The organism is Conchiformibius steedae (genome assembly GCF_014054725.1).
Classification (GTDB): Bacteria; Pseudomonadota; Gammaproteobacteria; order Burkholderiales; family Neisseriaceae; genus Conchiformibius; species Conchiformibius steedae.
On the sequence record NZ_CP059563.1, the window covers coordinates 1,973,443 to 1,991,100 of the forward strand.

Here is a 17,658-nt window from a genome sequence, read left to right on the forward strand (position 1 = left end):
AATCAGAAAGTAAACAAATGAAACAACTCAACGCCGATGTGGTGATTATTGGGGGCGGTTCGGCGGGCATGGTGGCGTTCCGCAACGCCCGTTTGCACACCGAAAACGTGTATCTGCTGGAAAACCATCAATTTGGCACCACTTGCGCCCGCGTGGGCTGTATGCCGTCCAAACTGCTGATTGCTGCTGCCGAAGCGCGTTACCACGCTTTACACACCGCGCCTTTTGGTGTGTATGTAGATAGCGGCAGCGTGCGCGTAGATGGCGAAGCTGTGATGCGCCGCGTCAAAAGCGAGCGCGACCGTTTTGTCGGGTTTGTGCTGGAAGATGTAGAAGCATGGCCTGCAGAACGCCGTATCATGGGCAACGCCAAATTTGTGGACGCGCACACCGTGCAAATTGACGACCACACCCAAATCTGCGCCGAACGCATTGTGATTGCCACAGGTTCGCGCCCTGTTGTGCAAAACGAATGGTATGCCTTGGGCGACCGTTTGATTGTAAATGATGACGTGTTTGCATGGAACACCTTGCCCGAAAGCGTAGCGGTTATGGGAACAGGTGTGATTGGTTTGGAATTGGGACAGGCATTGGCACGTTTGGGTGTGCAGGTAAAAGTGTTTGGGCGCAGCGGCAGCTTGGGCGGGATTTCCGACCCCGAAGTTTTGCAAGCCGCACAAAAGATTTTTACCAACGAATTCCCGCTGCATTTGCACACCCAAACCGATGTTGCTTTAAATTCAGAAGGCAAAGTGCAACTGCGTTGGACAGAAAACGGCGAAACACGCGAATGGGTAGCCGATTACCTGTTGGCAGCGGCAGGTCGCCGCCCCAATGTAGATAATATCGGTTTGGAAAACTTGAATATTGAGCGCGACAAACGCGGCGTGCCTGTCGTGCGCGACCCGCATTTGATGCAAACCTCTATTCCGCATATTTTCATTGCGGGCGATGCCTCCAACCAAATTCCCCTGCTGCACGAAGCCTCTGACCAAGGCAAAATCGCGGGCGACAACGCAGGACGTTATCCCGATTTGCATCAAGGTTTGCGCCGCAGCCTGATTGGGGTAGTGTTCAGCGACCCGCAAATTATTGTGGTGGGGGCGCGTTATGCCGATTTGCTGGCGCAATATGGCGATGATTTGGCGGTAGGGCAGGTGTCGTTTGAAAATCAGGGGCGCAGCCGCGTGATGCTGGTGAATAAAGGACGTATGCGCGTGTATGCCGACAAAAACAGCGGGCGTTTTTTGGGTGCGGAAGCCATCGGACCTTCCGCCGAACATTTGGCGCACCTGCTGGCGTGGTCGCACCAGCAAGGTTTAAGCATCGCGCAAATGTTGGATATGCCTTTCTATCATCCTGTAATTGAAGAAGGTTTGCGTACCGCTTTGCGCGATGTGGCAAAGCAGTTAAAACCTTAATTTCCTAAAGATTAAAAAGCTGTTCCCGATTTACTTGGGAACAGCTTTTATCTGATTGAATCAAATATTTTTAACCACCCATTCGCCGTTTTCTTCAAGTAAACGTCCTTGGCGTGTGCCGCTGTTGTCGGGCAAACCGTAATCAATCACCACGCGCACGCCTTCACTACGCAGGCGTTCTACGGCGGCGCGGGCAGCGGCGGCATCTTGCTGTGCCACGGCAACGGTGGCAGGTGTTTGCGCGTGTTCGCCTGCAAAACGGCGCAAATCAAAGCTAAAGCCTGTGGCGGGGCGGGCGCGTCCGAAATACGCACCCAAGCCGTCATAACGTCCGCCACGGGCAACGGCATCATGATGGGCGGGGGTATAAGCAGCGTAAAGCAAACCGCTGTGGTAACGGTCGGCGCGGACTTCTGCCAAATCAATGTGTACGGCTTGGTCGGGGAAGGCTTGGCAAATGCGTTCCAATTCGTCCAGAGCTTGGGTAACGGCGGCAAGCTGGGGCAGGCGTTGGCGGGCGGTTTGCGTGATGTTGCGCGTACCATATAGTTCGGTTAGCGAATCAAATGCTTGTGCCCAAATCGCGTCCAATTGCCAATCGCGGGTATGCGCAGCAACTTCGGCACGGTCTTTGTTTTGCAATAATGCCAACAGGGTTTGGCTTTGAGCTTCGTTTAAAGCGGCGGCGCGCGCCAAAGCTCGGAAAATACCGATATGCCCCAAAGACAACATCATTTTGCCACCACACACCATTTCCAAGGTTTTTAACATCAAATCAATCAGCTCAATATCGGCGGCGATGTCAGTACAGCCATATAGTTCCGCGCCTGTTTGTAAAGGCTCGCGGGTGGTTAAAAAGCCATCAGGTTGGGCGTGCAACACGGGCGCAGCGTAGCATAAACGGTTAATCCCTTGATTGGCAGACAATAAATGGGCGTCAATCCGCGCCACTTGTGGGGTAATATCGGCGCGGATACCCAATTGTCTGCCGCTGATGGGGTCGCTTAAACGCAAGGTTTTTAAGGACAAACCGCTGTCAATATGGGTAAGCAGTGCATCGCTGTATTCCAGCAGCGGCGGATACACCAATTCGTAGCCGTGTCGTCCGAACAAAGCCAGCACATTGGCTTTAACCTGTTCAAGATGGCGGGCGCGTTGGGGAAGGATGTCGGCGATGTATTCGGGAAGCTGCCAAGTTTGCATAACAATCTGTTTTCCTATGTGGTTTTTTCAATTTTCGCGGCGGTTGCCACAGGCGGACTTTACCATGTTTCGCCCCCCGTTTTCAACGTAGCGGCGGCGCAGGGGAATTTTACATTTTTTCGGGTCAGAAAATCGGCTTTACCCCTTGCATTGCAGGTGTTTTTTTCGTTTAATCGCGCCTGCCGTCCAAGTGTGTTTGGGACTCGGTGTTTTCCGAACGGCAAAAACCCAAATATGCGCGTTTTTGCGCTTGATAAATTGATTTTTAAAGGAAAACAAAACATGAAAGCAAAATCCCTGTTGGTTGGTCTGATTGGCGGATTGTGTGTAGCGGCTTGCGGCGGCGGTAACGGCAGCCAGCACACCGCCGCTTCGGCTTCAGGCAGCGCCGAATCCGCCGCACCCCGCGCCCAAGCCGCCACCGCCGAGTTAAACCTCTACAACTGGTCAGACTACGCCGACCCCGCCACTATTGCCGATTTTGCCAAAGAAAACAACGTAAAAGTAAACGAAGCCTTTTACGACAGCAACGAAGTATTAGAAGCCAAAATCCTCACAGGCAAATCAGGTTTTGACTTAACCGCGCCCTCGCTGTCCAATATCAGCCGTCAAATCAAAGCAGGTGCATACCAACCCATTGATAAAAGCCAAATTCCCAACTACAACAACCTTGACCCCGAACTGATGAAACTGATGGACCAAGTGGACCCCGGTAACAAATACGCCGTTCCCTATTTTTGGGGTGTCAACACACTCGCCATCAACACCGCCGCCGTTAAAAAAGCCATCGGCAGCGACAAACTGCCCGATAACGAATGGGATTTGGTGTTTAATCCCGAATACACCAGCAAACTCAAAAGCTGCGGCATCAGCTTTTTCGACAGCCCTGTTGAGCAATTCCCATTAGCCCTCAAATACATCGGTAAAGACCCCAATAGCGAAAAACCCGAAGATTTGGAAGCTGCCACTGCCATGATGAAAACCGTGCGCGGCGACATCAAACGCTTCAGCTCGTCAGGCTATATCGACAACCTTGCCAAAGGCGAATTGTGCGTTGCCATTGGTTACGGCGGCGATTTGAACATCGCCAAACGCCGCGCCAAAGAATCAGGTGGCAACATTGACATCAGCGTACTCACCCCCAAAACAGGCGTGGCCTTGTGGATTGACGCTTTTATGATTCCCAAAGATGCCAAAAACACCGCCAACGCCCACAAATACATCAATCACACGCTCAACCCGCAAGTGGCAGCAAAAAACGGCGATTTTGTGACTTACGCCCCCGCTGCCAAGCAAGCGCGTGAACTGATGAAGCCCGAATTCGCCCAAGATGCGTCTATTTTCCCCAGCGAAGAAGTGAAAGCCAACAGCTATGTGGTTTTGCCCAAATCGCCTGAAGCCATTAAACTGCAAACCAAGCTCTGGCAAGGCTTGAAAGCAGGCAAATAAATAATGATTTGATTTAAATAATAAACGGGCGTACCGCACAGGGTATGCCCGTTTTTACCATCCAATGGTTAAACCAATTGACAAATACGCATTCGCCAACCTTCATCAAGATTCTCTACTTTTAATTTGTGGTGCAGTTCATCAGAAACAAAAAACTCTGTTACCCATACATTTTTTACCTGCAGCATTTTTTTCCTTTCTGATGCCAATACATGGCAAGCTACCCATTGCGGCGAAAAATAGGCAGCTTAATTTAAAAATATTTTATTGAATATCAATCTTTAATGAAAACCTGCACCCACAATGCGCGTACTGCGGCGTAATCGGCTTGGCGTTCGGCATCGGGTGGCGCGGTTTTACCATCGTGCAAAGAAGCGGCGTGTTGGATATGGCGGAAACGGCGATAGGCTTCGGCAGCACGCTGTGCCGCTGCACCGTCCAACAAACCGCGCTGCGCCATGCGTTGCAGCAAAGCAATATTTCCTTTGTTTTCTAATAGTTCGGGATAGCGGTGCGCGTGCGCCAACACGCCGTATTGCACGATAAATTCTACATCTACAATCCCACCACGCGCATATTTCACATCGTGTTCATGCGGCGGATGGGTGGCGCAAATTTTGTCGCGCATTTCTATAATTTCTTGTTTTAATTTGGTTTCATCGCGCGGCTGTGACAGAATTTCATCGCGCAAGGCATTGAATTCGTCTGCCAAAGCAGGCGCACCGCATACCCAACGCGCCCGCGTTAATGCTTGATGTTCCCATGTCCATGCTTGTTCGCGCTGGTAGTGGGCAAAGGCGGCGCAGCTGTGCGCCAAAAAACCGCTTTCGCCATTGGGGCGCAGGCGCAAATCAATTTCGTATAACGTGCCTGCGCCCGTGCTGCCGCTTAACCATGTATTTAAACGGCGTGCCAGTTTGGCATAATGTTCGGCGGCTTCGGGGTGGGGGTCGTGATACAGGTAAACCAAATCCAAATCAGAAGCATACGCCAATTCTTTTCCGCCCAATTTGCCATAACCGATAATGGCAAACTGCGGGTCGGGACGGTGGGTTTTGGGGATGCTGCGCCACACTTCGGGCAAAGCAGCGTTTAATACGGTATCGGCAAGCTGCGACAATTCATCACTCAAGGCTTCCACCGTCCACAATCCCGCTAAATCCTGTACCGCCAAACGGAAGGTTTGTGCGTGTTGAAAATGGCGCAACGTGTCCATTTTGCTTTCGGTATCATCACACGCTGCCAAACGCCGCGCCAATTCGTCTGCCAATGCCGTCCAATCCAAACGCGCCATCAGTTGTGCCGATAATAATTCGTCCAACAAAATGGGATGCCGTTGCAGATAATCTGCCAACCACGCGCTTTGCGACATCAGTTGCGCCAATTGCGCCAACGCTGCGGGATATTGCTGTAAAAACACCAAATAAGCAGAACGGCGGCTGACAGCTTCTAAAAAATCCAGCAAACGCCACAAGGTTTCATCGGCGTTGGCGCAACGGGCAGCGGCTTCAATCAAACGCGGTACGGCGGCATCAAAACGCGGCTGGGCGTGGGTAGACAGGCGGCGGTAACGGTTGCCCGCTTTCAAACGCGCCAGCCGTGCGGCGGTTTCGTCTGCCGCTGCATAGCCCAAATCACGCAAACGCGCGGCGGTTTCGCCTTCGTCATCGCTGTTTTGCCAAATATTATCAAGGCTGTGGCTGCTGTTGCGTTCGGTGTCGGGGGTGTCGAGAATATCGGCAAACAAGCGGTGTACACGGCGGCGGTGCGCGTTTAAAGCATCACTAAACACGCCATAATCGGCAAATCCCATGCTTTGCGCCAAACTGTGCTGCTGTTCGGGCGTGGCGGGCAGGGTTTGTGTTTGTCCGTCATCCCAATATTGCAAACGGTGTTCGGTATCGCGCAAAAAACGGTAGGCTGCCAATAAATCGCGCACGTCCTGTTCGGGTAAAATGCCGTGTTGCGCCAAGCAGTTTAGGGTTTCCTGTGTGCCTTTTAATTGCAAGGCGCGGTTTTGTCCGCCGCGTATCATTTGAAAAATTTGGGCGATAAATTCCACTTCGCGGATGCCGCCCGTGCCGATTTTGATGTTGTCTTCCGCGCCGCGTTTGTGCGCTTCGGCGGCGATTTGGCGATGCAAATCGCGCATGGCTTCATAAGCGTTGTAATCCAAATACTTACGAAACACAAACGGTCTCACCAAATCGCGCAAACCGTGCCGATGCGGGGTCAGTACACGCGCCTTGCACCACGCATAACGTTCCCACTCGCGCCCCTGTGTAATCAGATATTGTTCCAAAGCCGCTTCGCTGCACACCAATGCGCCGCTGTCTCCATCGGGACGCAAACGCATATCCACGCGGAACACTTGTCCGTCTTCGGTAATATCGTCCAGCAAGGCAATGATTTTTTTACCTACTTTGGTAAAAAATTCCTGATTGCTGATGCTGCGCCGTCCGTCTGTGTCGCCGTTTTCGGGATAAACAAAAATCAAATCAATATCAGACGAAACATTTAATTCAAATCCGCCAGCCTTGCCCATCGCCACCACACTCAAACGCTGCTTTTCGCCGCTGTAATGCCCCACAGGTTCGCCGTAACGCGCCGCAAACGTTGCGTGTGCTGCTTGTTCCGCCGCATTTACGGCAAAATCCGCCAAACGGGTAACCGTGCCACACACTTCCGCCAAATCCGCCGCACCGCACAAATCGCGCATCATCACCTGCGCCAGCACATGACGGCGCAACAGGCGCAATTGCTGCGCCAATTCGCTTTCGTCCAAAGCCTGCCAATCGGCAAACGCCGCAAAATCCGCTTCGCTCAAAGGCTGCGGCAAATGTGCCTGCAGCCACGCTTCGTCCAATAATCCGTTATCTATTTGGCGCGACAGCCACAAAGAATGGTTACGCACGGCATCGGGGTGTATCACGGTTTTCCCTTTCACAAAACAAAACAGCCGTTTGAAAACGGAAACCCTCCGTTTCAAGCGGCTGCAAAAAACCTTTAATCATCAGGTAGTAGAAGCAATAAAACTCACGCCCGCCAGTTGGGCATTGACAATCGCGTTCTGCACTGCCGCCAAAGCCTTGGGACGGACAAAATTGCGGCGGTACGCCAACACAATGCGCCGCTGCGGTGCAGGTTGCGCAATCGGCACAATCGAAAACAACATATGGTCGTTTTCGGTCAATGCCGTAGCAGGCAACACACTGATGCCCAAACCGCTTGCCACCATGTGGCGGATGGTGTTGATGGAACTGCCCTGCAAAGTGCTGGTTAAGCCCGGAATGCGCTGACGTTGCGCCAACTCGCTACAGCTGCCCAAAATCTGGTCGCGCATACAATTGCCTTCCGTCAGCAGCAGCAGGCGTTCTTTTTCCAGCTCTTTTGCCGATACCGCATCCAAATCCTCAAACGGATGCCCGCGCGGTACAATCACAAAAAACGGCTCGTCATACAAAGGTATCACCTCTACACCCGCTTCATGATACGGCTCTGCTACCACAACCGCGTCCAACTCCCCGCGTTTAAGCGATTCGGTCAGTGCATTGGTGTAGTTTTCTTCCAGCATCAGGGGCATTTTCGGGGCAATATCGCGCAGCGACAAAATCAGCTTCGGCAGCAGATACGGTGCCACGGTAAAAATCAGCCCCAGCTTTAACGCGCCTTCCAGCTCGTTTTGCTCTTCAGTGGCCATTTGGCGGATAACGTCCGCCTCGTTCAATACTTTACGCGCCTGCTCGACAATGCGCTCGCCCGAATCGGTGGTGATGACTTCGTTGCTGCTGCGGTCAAACAAAATCACCCCCAGCTCTTCTTCAAGCTTTTTGATGGCAATCGACAAAGTCGGCTGGCTTACATGGCAGCGTTGCGCAGCACGACCAAAATGCCGTTCCTGCGCCACCGCCACGATATAGCGCAACTCGGTCAGTGTCATTGCAGTGTTACCTCTTTTTTGTTATCGGGCAAAGTGATATTCAATTCCAGCATATCGATGCCGTCGCGTTTTTCGTGCGCGATATTGATGTCGTCCAATTCGATTTTCACATATTTGGACAACACTTCCAGCAATTCTTTCTGCAAAGTAGGCAGAAAATCAGGGGTTTCGTTGTCGGTATCGCGGGTGTTGCGCTCTTGGGCGATGATGATTTGCAAACGGTCGCGTGCCAAATTCGCCGATTTGGTCTTTTTACCGAACAAAAACTCAAAAATAGACATGGCTTATCTCCCGAACAAGCGTTTGAAGAAGCCCTTTTTCTCGGGCGCGACAAAGCGGATTTCGCGGTTTTCACCCAACAGACGCGCCACCACATCTTTATAGGCTTCGGCGGCAGTGGCGTTGTCCTGATGAATCACAGGCGAACCCGCATTGGAAGCCTGCAATACACTTTGCGATTCGGGAATCACGCCCAACAGCGGAATACGCAGAATGTCTTGAATATCCTGCACCGACAGCATTTCGCCTTTAGACACGCGCTCGGGCGAATAACGGGTAATCAGCAGATGCTCTTTAACGGTTTGACCGCGCTCAGCTTTGCGGGATTTGCTTTGCAAAATGCCCAAAATACGGTCAGAGTCGCGCACGCTGGATACTTCGGGGTTGGTGGTGATGATGGCTTCATCGGCAAAATACAGTGCCATCAATGCGCCTGTTTCAATACCCGCAGGCGAATCGCAAATCACATATTCAAAACGCAGGCTTTGAATCAGCTCCGCCAACACGCGCTCTACACCTGCTTTGTTCAGGGCTTCTTTGTCGCGGGTTTGCGAAGCAGGCAGAATAAACAGGTTGTCGCAATGTTTGTCTTTAATCAGTGCCTGATTTAAGGTGGCTTCTTTTTGAATCACGTTAATCAAATCGTACACCACGCGGCGTTCGCAGCCCATAATCAAATCCAAATTACGCAAACCCACGTCAAAATCAATCACGCAGGTTTTGTGTCCGCGCAATGCCAAACCGCTGGCAATGCTGGCGCTGGTGGTGGTTTTGCCTACTCCGCCCTTACCGGAAGTTACTACAATAATTTTTGCCACTTTGGGGCTCCTTATCCTAAAAATATCGCGCCCGCCGCAGCAGGCGTGCGGGCCTTGAAAAATGCTTGCGCCGTATATGGGGCAAACTGCCGCAAAATCAATTTTTCGGCAGCCGTGCTTGATTGAAGGGCGCGGTTTAGCGGCGTTTATTCGGTGTGAATCGCGCCAATCGCCAAACGGTCATCGTGCAACTCGATTTGCACGGGTTTGCGGTGCAGGTGTTGCGGCAGGCTTTGCTCAAACACACGGTAAATACCTGCAATAGACACCAGCTCTGCCTGCATGGATTGAACAAAAATCCGCGCATTGGTATCGCCAGACGCACCCGCCAGCGCACGCCCGCGCAAAGGGGCGTAAATGTGGATATTACCGTCGGCAATCACTTCCGCACCAGGGCTAACCGAACCCAATACAATCAAATCTGCCTGCTCTGCGTAAATTTGTTGTCCTGTACGCACGGGCGCAGACACCACAATCGTGGGTTTGGAAGCATTGACGCTGACTTTTTCACACGCCGTTTCGGTTTCGGGGGCATCTGCCACATCCATAGAGGTGGCAGGCGCTTCGGCGGTAACGTCCAGTAAATCGGCTTCTTTTGCCATTTCCACGGTTTTGACGGCATCGTTGTCGTTGTACAGCATATCGTCATCACGCACGGGTTTGGCGTTTTCTTCTTCCGCAACGGCTTCGTAACCTTCCGTATCGGCTTCTTCTGATTCGGTGTTTTCGGCATCGGCAGAACGGGTTTCTGCTTCCAAATCCGCCGACACTTCGCTACGTTGTGCTGCCACAAACGACAATTCGTGTTTCGCTGCCAAGGCGGCTACTGCGGCATCGCTATGGCGCAAAGCCACAATATTGATTTCATACAAAGCAAACAGGGCGGCAATTTCGCCTATGGGCAAATTTTCGGGCGACTCAACAGCACTAATGTCCAACACAAAGGGCAGACTTTTAAATCGGATATATTTTTCAATATTTTGCTGCAAGGTTTCGCGCACATGCGCCAAATCGCAATCGTGCAGCTGCACCGCCAGCGCGTCCAAACGCGCAGACTTGACATTAAACGCAGGTTTCATATTTTTTAATGGCGATTGTTTTATTTAATGGCTGAAGTGTACCCTGTTTAAGCACCTTGTTCAATAGCGCGGCAGGCGCAGCGGCGCGTGTGCGGACACTTTGCCCGCACACCCTGCAAATCCACAATTTTTTATAAAATAAAACAATTGATTAATCCATAAAACCGCTTTACACAGACACCGTATTTTGCGGCGTACCTGCAACAAAAGCCTCGATATTGGCTTCCAAAATCGTGGTCATGTTTTCCAAGGCTTCCGCCGAAGCCCATGCCACATGGGGCGTAACAATCAGATTGGGCAGGCGCGACAACAGCGGATTGCCTTCACGCGGCGGCTCTTGGCTCAACACATCAAAGCCCGCACCGCCCAACTGCCCGTATTTCAATGCCGCAAAAACCGCTTGTTCGTCTGCCAAACCACCACGACCAACATTAATCAGCACCGCATCGGGCTTCATCAATTGCAGTTCGCGCTCGCCTATCATATTACGGGTGTGTTCGTTTAAAGGGCAATGCAGCGACACCGCATCTGCCTGCGCCAAGGCTTCGTCAAACGCCGTATAGCCTTCACGCACCGTTGCTGCGCCCTTGTGTTCGCCCCACAATACGCACATACCAAATGCCTGCGCGTACCCCGCCAAGGTGCGCCCGATATTACCGCGCCCGAATATTGCCAAAGTTTTACCGTGCAGATTACGCACAGGCGCACCAAAATGGCAGAAAAACGGCGCGTTTTGCCATACGCCAGCCGCCACATCGCGCTGATAAGCAGGCAGATTACGCATCAGTGCCAACAACAGCATAAAAGCGTGTTCCGCCACACTTTCATTGCCATAGGCACGGATATTACACACCGTTACCCCTGCCGCTTGCGCCGCTGCCAAATCAATATTGTCGTAACCCGTGGCGGTGAGTGCCACCAGTTTCAGGCGTGGCGCAGCAGCAAAAGCAGCGCGGTCAAACATCACCTTATTGCAAATCACAATATCGGCATCGGCAATCCGTTCTGCCAGCTGCGCGGGCGCAGTTACGGGATATTCGGTATAACAATGTTCAAAACCGAAACGCAACGCCCGCGCGGGCAAGGTATCGCGGTCAAGAAAAACAATATTCATGCCGCTGATAATTAGGCTGACTCTGCCAGCAAGCGTTCAATATCCGCCACGATTTCTTCAGGCTCGGTGCTGGGGGCAAAACGCGCCACCACTTCGCCTTTGCGGTTAATCAGGAATTTGGTGAAATTCCATTTGATGTCGCTGCCTTCGCGCTTTTCGCCCAAAGATGCCAAACGAATCAACAAATCTTGAAACTTGGCATTGCCTTGGTCTTCGGGTTGTTGTTCTTTCAAATACACATACAGCGGATGGGCGTTGTCGCCATTAACTTCAATTTTTTCAAAAATGGTAAATTCTGTACCAAATTTCATTTGGCACAATTGGGCGTATTCTTTGCCTTCTTCAGGGGCTTGCTCGCGGAACTGGTTGCAGGGGAAATCCAAGATTTCCAAGCCTTGCTCGCGGTATTTGGCATACAGGGCTTGCAGTTGCTCGTATTGTCCTGTTAAACCACATTTGGTGGCGGTATTGACAATCAGCAGCACTTTGCCACGGTAGTCGCCCAAAGAACGGGTTTCGTAATCCAAGGTATTAACATTAAAATCGTAAACAGAAGCCATGATTTTTTCCTTATAAAAATTAAAAATAAGAGACGGGTAAATACAATGCAAGACAGACCGTCCGCAAGACTAGCAGGGACGGCCTTTGGTGTACTTACGGGCGCATTTTGCGGCGCAAGGCGCTTATTTACGCAAGCCCAAACGGGTAATCACGTTGCGGTAGGTGTCCGCATCGGTGCGGCGCAAGTACGCCAGCAAACGGCGGCGTTGGCTTACCATTTTCAGCAAACCGCGACGGCTGTGTACGTCTTTGGGGTTGGCTTTAAAGTGGGGGGTCAAGTCGTTGATGCGGAAAGTCAGCAGCGCGATTTGCACTTCTGAAGAACCCGTATCGCCTTCTTTGCGTTGGAAGTCTTTGATAATTTCTGCTTTTTGTTCTACGGTCAGAGCCATAATTAAAATCCTAATCAAAACAAGCCTTGCGGCGACAAGTTTGCCGAGCGGGATAAAAACCCCTGCAAACTCCGAAATATTGCACGCACACATGGCGGCAACGGCGCCGATTATGCCACAACACGCCGCAGCAATACAGAATTTTTTTGCAAAAAATAGCGTATAATCGCCACCGTTATTTTATCTTGACTGCCTGTTTAGGACGGATTGTGAATACTTTTGCCCAAGCCCTTGCCACGGCTTTAAGCTATGCGGTGGTCAGCCGCGATTTGGACGACAGCACCGCTGTCGGTTTTGCCTACCGCGAAGCGCCCGCTTTTGAACACGACAGCGGCTGGCGTTTTTTCAGCGGCGGCGAAAGCGACGAATTTTGTGACGACGCTGCCAATTTTGATACCCTGCCTGTGCAGGAAGTGGCGTCTGCCCACCCCGAAATCGCCGCGCTGCTGCACGAAAGCGAAGGCGCATGGGAATGGTGCGACCACACACAAGCCTATGTCGCCGCCGCCGACTGGCAGCCGCAAGATTAAATCAACGTTATCTCACCTTGAAACACAAAAGGATTGTTCATCATGCAAATCATCGCCCCCAACCACAACGGTCAAAATTTAAAAATCGGTATTGTCCAAGCCCGTTTTTCTAACGAAATCGGCAGCGCCATGCTTGCCATCGCCCGCCAAAAACTGCTGGATTTGGGCGTGGCAGACGAAGATATTACGGTTACCACCGTTCCGGGCGCTTTGGAAGTGCCTTTGGTGCTGCAACGCATGGCGGCTTCAGGACAGTTTGACGCGCTGGTGGCATTGGGCGCGGTGATTCGCGGCGAAACCTATCATTTTGAATTGGTTGCCAACGAATCGGGCGCAGGCGTAACCCGCGTGGGCTTGGATTTCGGCATTCCGATTGCCAATGCCATTTTAACCACCGAAAACGACTCGCAAGCCCATTCGCGGGTGCGCGAAAAAGCCGAAGATGCCGCTGTAGTGGTGGTAGAAATGGCAAACCAGCTTCAGTATTGGGACGAGATTGCCGAAGATTAACCCTATCCGAAATTAAATATTAAAAAATGAATAAAACCAAAACCCCGCGCCGCCGCCGTTCGCGCGAATTTGTGGTACAGGCACTGTATCAGTCTGCCATCAACCACACGCCCGCGCCCGAAATCGCCGCCAATATCCGCGCCAGCCGCGATTTTGTCCAAGCCGATGCCGATTTGTTTACGCAGATTTTTTTTGGCGCACACCAAAACCGCGCCGATTACGACAATCTACTTGCGCCTTTAATCGAACGCGATTTAAAAACCGTCAATCCGATTGAAAAAAGCGTTTTGCTGATGGCAGTTTACGAGCTGAAAGAAATGCCACAAACCCCCTATCCCGTGATTATCAACGAAGCGATTGAAGTCACCAAAACCTTTGGCGGAACGGACAGCCACCGTTTTGTGAATGGGATTTTGGACAAATTGGCAGTATCGCTACGCCCCCACGAAATCAAACGCGCCCCATAAACCTGACGTTTTGTCTGCTTTGTTTAACCCATAAGGAAAACCGCCATGAACCTGCACGACATCCGCGCCGAATACAGCAAACAAAGCCTCAGCCGCAGCCAGTGTGCCGACCATCCGATGACGCAGTTTGCCCGCTGGTTGGATGAAGCGGTGTCGGCGCAGGCAAACGAAGCCACCGCCATGAACCTTGCCACAGTGTCGCCCGATGGTTTACCTGAAGCGCGTATGGTGCTGTTAAAAGAAGCCGATGAACGCGGGTTTGTGTTTTTCAGCAATTATTTAAGCGCAAAAGGCAGGGCGTTGGCGCACACGCCGCAAGCAGCGTTAACCTTTTTTTGGGCGGAATTAGAACGGCAGGTGCGCGTGCAAGGCAGGGTGGAACGCCTACCCGCCGCCGAATCAGATGCCTATTTTGCTTCACGCCCGCACACCAGCCGCATCGGTGCTTGGGCAAGCGAGCAAAGCAGCGTGATTGAAGGCAAAAGCGTGTTGTTGGCGCGGGCAGCGAAATTTGCGGCGCAATATGCCTTAAACGTACCGCGCCCACCGCATTGGGGCGGTTACCGCGTGATACCTGACCTAGTGGAATTTTGGCAGGGACGCCCCAGCCGCCTGCACGACCGCATACGCTACCGCCTGAACGACGACGGCAGTTGGCAGAAAGAGCGTTTAGCACCATGAGCCAAACTTTCTTTCATACCGATTGCCCTTCTTGTGGTGCGCCGGTGGATGTGGCTTCGCCCACCGCCGTTACCGTGGTTTGCGGCTATTGCAACAGCATGCTGGTGCTGGAAAACGGCGCGTTAAACGACACGGGGCGCGATTCTGCGCTGATTGAAGACGCTAGCCCGCTGCAAATCGGCACGCAAGGGCATTTTGGCACGCTGGATTTTGTGTTAATCGGGCGTATTCAGGCGCGTTACGATGCGGGCGTGTGGAGCGAATGGTATGTCCGTTTTGCAGACGGCAGCCACGGCTGGTTAAGTGAAGCGGGCGATTTGTATGTACTGGTACGCGCCGCCGCACCCCCCGACACTTATCCCGAATTCCAAGACATACGCGCAGGCGTAACACAAGTACATTACAGCAAAACCTTTATTGCTGCCGATGTGCGCGACATTACCCTGTCTAACGCCGCCGCACAGGGCGAACTGCCTTTTGCCCTGCCCGCCCAATGGCATAACCGCGTGGCAGATTGGCGTTGCGAAAACCACTTTCTCACATTGGATTACAGCCAAAATCCCCCCTTGGCGTTTTTGGGCGTGGTGGTGGATTTAAACAGCTTGGCACTCACCCACACCCGCGACAACCACCAAATCCGCCAAGCCGCAGGCAAATTAAAAGGCGAACGCAGCAGCGACCGCTGCCCCAACTGCGGTTCGCCCGTGCGTTGGCCTCACGGTTTAACGCAAGCCCTGATTTGTCCCGCCTGTAACAGCGAATTGGCGGTGGATTCGGGCAAAGCCGAACTGATTGCCGCCAACACCCTGCGCCACGCCCAACAGCAGGCACTTACCCTGCCGATTGGTCTGCAAGGCACTTGGCGCGGTACTGCCGTTACCGTTGTCGGCGCGGTGCGTTATGAAGAGCTGGAAAGCAACGACGCACTCGCCCTGATAGACGGCAAAGCTACCCGCGCCACGCCTGTGGGCTGGTGGCGGGAATACCTGCTGCATTCGCCCGAAAAAGGCTTTATCTGGCTGGTGGAAACACCTGAAGACGGTTGGTTTGTCTCGGAAACCCTAGCCCATTTCCCCCGTTTGGACACGCACGGCAAACCGCAGGGCAGCCGTTTGCTTTACCACTACGGCGGACGGGTCAGCTATGCCGCAGGTGCGTTTTACTGGCACATCCGCGCGGGCGATGTCAGCCATTACAGCGATTATTCAGACGGCAAAGGCAAGCTGTGCGCCGAACAAAGCCGCAACGAACTGGCATGGAGTCGCAGCACGCCCGTTGATTTTAATCAGGAAATCGCCCCTGCGTTTAAGCTGTCGCCGCACAAAAAAACCACGCCCCAATCTTCCCGTACACCTGCCGTCAGCAACAAGCTGCGCCAAGTTTTTTGGGCTGCTTATCTCATTATCAATATCCCCGCATGGTGGACGATTATTCTGGTACACGAAGACATTAACGCACTGTTTATCAGCGGTATGATCAGCTACATTGTTTTTAAAGTATTATTTGCGGGCGATGATGATAATGATGATGATTAAACCCGTAATTGATTTTCAAAAGCCCCTTTCTGTAAACACATTTGGAGTAAAACCATGCAATTGAGCGTATCTGCACACAGCGCCCTGCCCCACGCCGCCCGTTTGTTTGTCTGCACCGTAGGCACACAAGACCAAGCCACCGATGAAATTGACCGTTTGCTGTTGGCAAGTTTGGGCGAAGGCGAAACCTTTACCGCCGCCCAAATCCCCACTGACGGCGCATTGCAGGCGCGTGCCGTGCTGCGTTTGGCAGACGTGCAAACCGCCACCTTAAACAAAGGCGCGCGCGAAGCCGCTGCGTGGGCGCAAAAACAAAACACCGTTTCGGTAGAAGCCAATATTTTCTGCCACATCAACGCCCCTCGCCTTGCCGCTGCGCTGGTTGCCGCTGTGGGCGAAGCCGTTTATCGTTTTGACCGTTTTAAATCCACTGCCACACCCGCCGCGCTGGAACAGCTTGAGTTCGTTCACGGCGAACACGGTCAGATTTTGGAACAGGCACTTGCCGATGCCCAAGCCCTGTTGTACGGCGTAAACCTGTGCAAAGATTTGGGTAATGCCCCGTCTAATGTCTGCACACCCACTTATTTGGCGGAAACAGGCGCAGCCGAAGCCGAAAAATGTGGCGCACAAGCCAAAATTTACGGCGGCGACTTTATCCGCGAACACATGCCCTCGTTTTGGGGCGTGGCAAAAGGCAGCGTACAAGAACCCAAGCTGTTGGAATTAAGCTATCAGGGCGCAGCAGACCCCGAACAAGCCCCAATTGTGCTGGTGGGTAAGGGTTTGACCTTTGACAGTGGTGGTATTTCGTTGAAACCCGGTGAAGGCATGGACGAAATGAAATACGATATGTGTGGCGCAGCCGGCATGATTGGTGCATTTGTTGCCGCCGTTAAAGCCAAGCTGCCGATTAACCTGAAAGCCGTGATTGCCACTTGCGAAAACATGCCTGATGGCGGCGCGTCCAAACCGGGTGACATTGTGAAAACCATGAACGGCACCACCGTAGAAAACCTGAACACCGATGCCGAAGGACGTTTGGTGCTGTGCGATGCGCTGACTTTTGTAGAACGCTTCAACCCCCGCGCCGTGATTGACGCCGCCACCCTGACAGGCGCGTGCATTATCGCTTTGGGACACGTTGCCAGCGGCTTAACCGCCAACAATCAAGATTTGGCAGATGCCCTACTCGCCGCTGCCCGCGAAACCGACGACAAAGCATGGCAATTGCCGCTGTTTGACGAATACAAAGAACAGCTTAAATCCAATTTTGCCGATTTGCAAAACATTGGCGGACGTCCCGCAGGCACGATTACCGCCGCCACTTTCCTTGCCCATTTCGCCCAAAACTACCCGTGGGCGCATTTGGACATCGCAGGCACTGCATGGAAATCAGGCAAAGACAAAGGCGCGACAGGTCGTCCCGTACCGCTGCTGATGCAGTATCTGCGCCAAGCAGCGGCACAATAAGCCTTTTGTACCATTAAGAAAGCGCAAGCAGGATACAATCCATGCTTGCGCTTTTGTTTTTTCGCCAACAATGTTTGAATACCCTGCACATTACTCCCTCCCCCGTCCAAACGGGGGAGGGTCGGGGTGGGGGTAAAGTGTTTAGTTATATCAACAATATCCCCCACCCTAGCCCTCCCCCACTTTCGCGGGGGAGGGAATAAGTT

The 17,658-nt window shown here is 52.5% G+C and carries 17 protein-coding genes; 8 read left to right on the top strand and 9 right to left on the bottom strand.

The features are described 5' to 3' along the window. The first annotated feature begins 17 nt into the window (after positions 1 to 17). Positions 18 to 1,421 carry a dihydrolipoyl dehydrogenase gene (locus tag H3L98_RS10070; protein WP_027021913.1) on the top strand — a complete coding sequence of 468 codons (1,404 nt, stop codon included), beginning with the start codon at positions 18 to 20 and terminating at the stop codon, positions 1,419 to 1,421. Positions 1,422 to 1,481: 60 nt separating this feature from the next. On the opposite strand, the gene H3L98_RS10075 is transcribed toward H3L98_RS10070, so the two are convergent. Continuing rightward, positions 1,482 to 2,624 (bottom strand): ATP phosphoribosyltransferase regulatory subunit, encoded by a 1,143-nt coding sequence (locus H3L98_RS10075; RefSeq protein ID WP_027021914.1) that lies wholly within the window; start codon positions 2,622 to 2,624, stop codon positions 1,482 to 1,484. Between the two features lie 282 nt (positions 2,625 to 2,906). On the opposite strand from H3L98_RS10075, the gene H3L98_RS10080 reads away from it, so the two are divergent. Beyond that, positions 2,907 to 4,073, top strand: a complete 1,167-nt coding sequence (locus H3L98_RS10080; protein WP_034333500.1) for a polyamine ABC transporter substrate-binding protein — start codon at positions 2,907 to 2,909, stop codon at positions 4,071 to 4,073. Positions 4,074 to 4,347: 274 nt separating this feature from the next. Here the strand turns inward: H3L98_RS10080 and glnE are convergent, their stop codons facing one another. From glnE to rpsO, 8 genes are all read right to left on the bottom strand, one after another. Next, a complete protein-coding gene (gene glnE, locus H3L98_RS10085) occupies positions 4,348 to 7,020 on the bottom strand; it encodes a bifunctional [glutamate--ammonia ligase]-adenylyl-L-tyrosine phosphorylase/[glutamate--ammonia-ligase] adenylyltransferase (RefSeq protein ID WP_246327819.1) in 2,673 nt (890 codons plus the stop codon). Positions 7,021 to 7,086: 66 nt separating this feature from the next. Then, the gene (locus H3L98_RS10090) at positions 7,087 to 8,013 is read right to left on the bottom strand and encodes a LysR substrate-binding domain-containing protein (RefSeq protein ID WP_027021918.1); all 927 of its coding nucleotides are present in this window, start codon (positions 8,011 to 8,013) and stop codon (positions 7,087 to 7,089) included. Beyond that, the gene (minE, locus tag H3L98_RS10095; RefSeq protein WP_027021919.1) at positions 8,010 to 8,294 is read right to left on the bottom strand and encodes a cell division topological specificity factor MinE; all 285 of its coding nucleotides are present in this window, start codon (positions 8,292 to 8,294) and stop codon (positions 8,010 to 8,012) included. Before minE ends, H3L98_RS10090 begins: the two co-directional genes overlap by 4 nt. Before the next feature lie 3 nt (positions 8,295 to 8,297). After that, complete coding sequence (gene minD, locus H3L98_RS10100) at positions 8,298 to 9,110, bottom strand: septum site-determining protein MinD (RefSeq protein WP_027021920.1); 813 nt, start codon at positions 9,108 to 9,110, stop codon at positions 8,298 to 8,300. Positions 9,111 to 9,256: 146 nt separating this feature from the next. Beyond that, entirely contained in the window at positions 9,257 to 10,189 is a 933-nt protein-coding gene (gene minC, locus H3L98_RS10105; protein WP_027021921.1) for a septum site-determining protein MinC, read from the bottom strand. A gap of 169 nt (positions 10,190 to 10,358) precedes the next feature. Next, complete coding sequence (locus H3L98_RS10110; RefSeq protein WP_027021922.1) at positions 10,359 to 11,312, bottom strand: D-2-hydroxyacid dehydrogenase; 954 nt, start codon at positions 11,310 to 11,312, stop codon at positions 10,359 to 10,361. Positions 11,313 to 11,314: 2 nt separating this feature from the next. Next, positions 11,315 to 11,863: a glutathione peroxidase gene (locus tag H3L98_RS10115; protein ID WP_034333180.1), complete on the bottom strand. Its 549-nt coding sequence runs from the start codon at positions 11,861 to 11,863 to the stop codon at positions 11,315 to 11,317. Positions 11,864 to 11,986: 123 nt separating this feature from the next. Continuing rightward, the gene (gene rpsO / locus H3L98_RS10120) at positions 11,987 to 12,256 is read right to left on the bottom strand and encodes a 30S ribosomal protein S15 (RefSeq protein ID WP_027021924.1); all 270 of its coding nucleotides are present in this window, start codon (positions 12,254 to 12,256) and stop codon (positions 11,987 to 11,989) included. Positions 12,257 to 12,465: 209 nt separating this feature from the next. Between rpsO and H3L98_RS10125 the strand changes: the two genes are divergently transcribed. From H3L98_RS10125 to H3L98_RS10150, 6 genes are read left to right on the top strand one after another with little or no spacing between them, the layout of a single operon-like run. Beyond that, the gene (locus tag H3L98_RS10125) at positions 12,466 to 12,786 is read left to right on the top strand and encodes a DUF2185 domain-containing protein (protein ID WP_027021925.1); all 321 of its coding nucleotides are present in this window, start codon (positions 12,466 to 12,468) and stop codon (positions 12,784 to 12,786) included. Between the two features lie 42 nt (positions 12,787 to 12,828). Next, positions 12,829 to 13,296: a 6,7-dimethyl-8-ribityllumazine synthase gene (gene ribH, locus H3L98_RS10130; protein WP_027021926.1), complete on the top strand. Its 468-nt coding sequence runs from the start codon at positions 12,829 to 12,831 to the stop codon at positions 13,294 to 13,296. A gap of 26 nt (positions 13,297 to 13,322) precedes the next feature. After that, positions 13,323 to 13,763: a transcription antitermination factor NusB gene (gene nusB, locus H3L98_RS10135; RefSeq protein ID WP_027021927.1), complete on the top strand. Its 441-nt coding sequence runs from the start codon at positions 13,323 to 13,325 to the stop codon at positions 13,761 to 13,763. A gap of 45 nt (positions 13,764 to 13,808) precedes the next feature. After that, a complete protein-coding gene (pdxH, locus tag H3L98_RS10140) occupies positions 13,809 to 14,444 on the top strand; it encodes a pyridoxamine 5'-phosphate oxidase (protein ID WP_027021928.1) in 636 nt (211 codons plus the stop codon). After that, entirely contained in the window at positions 14,441 to 15,979 is a 1,539-nt protein-coding gene (locus H3L98_RS10145; protein ID WP_027021929.1) for a DUF4178 domain-containing protein, read from the top strand. The genes pdxH and H3L98_RS10145 overlap by 4 nt, the downstream gene beginning before the upstream one ends. Before the next feature lie 54 nt (positions 15,980 to 16,033). Continuing rightward, positions 16,034 to 17,452, top strand: coding sequence for a leucyl aminopeptidase (locus tag H3L98_RS10150; RefSeq protein ID WP_027021930.1), 1,419 nt, complete (start codon positions 16,034 to 16,036; stop codon positions 17,450 to 17,452). Positions 17,453 to 17,658: the final 206 nt, after the last annotated feature.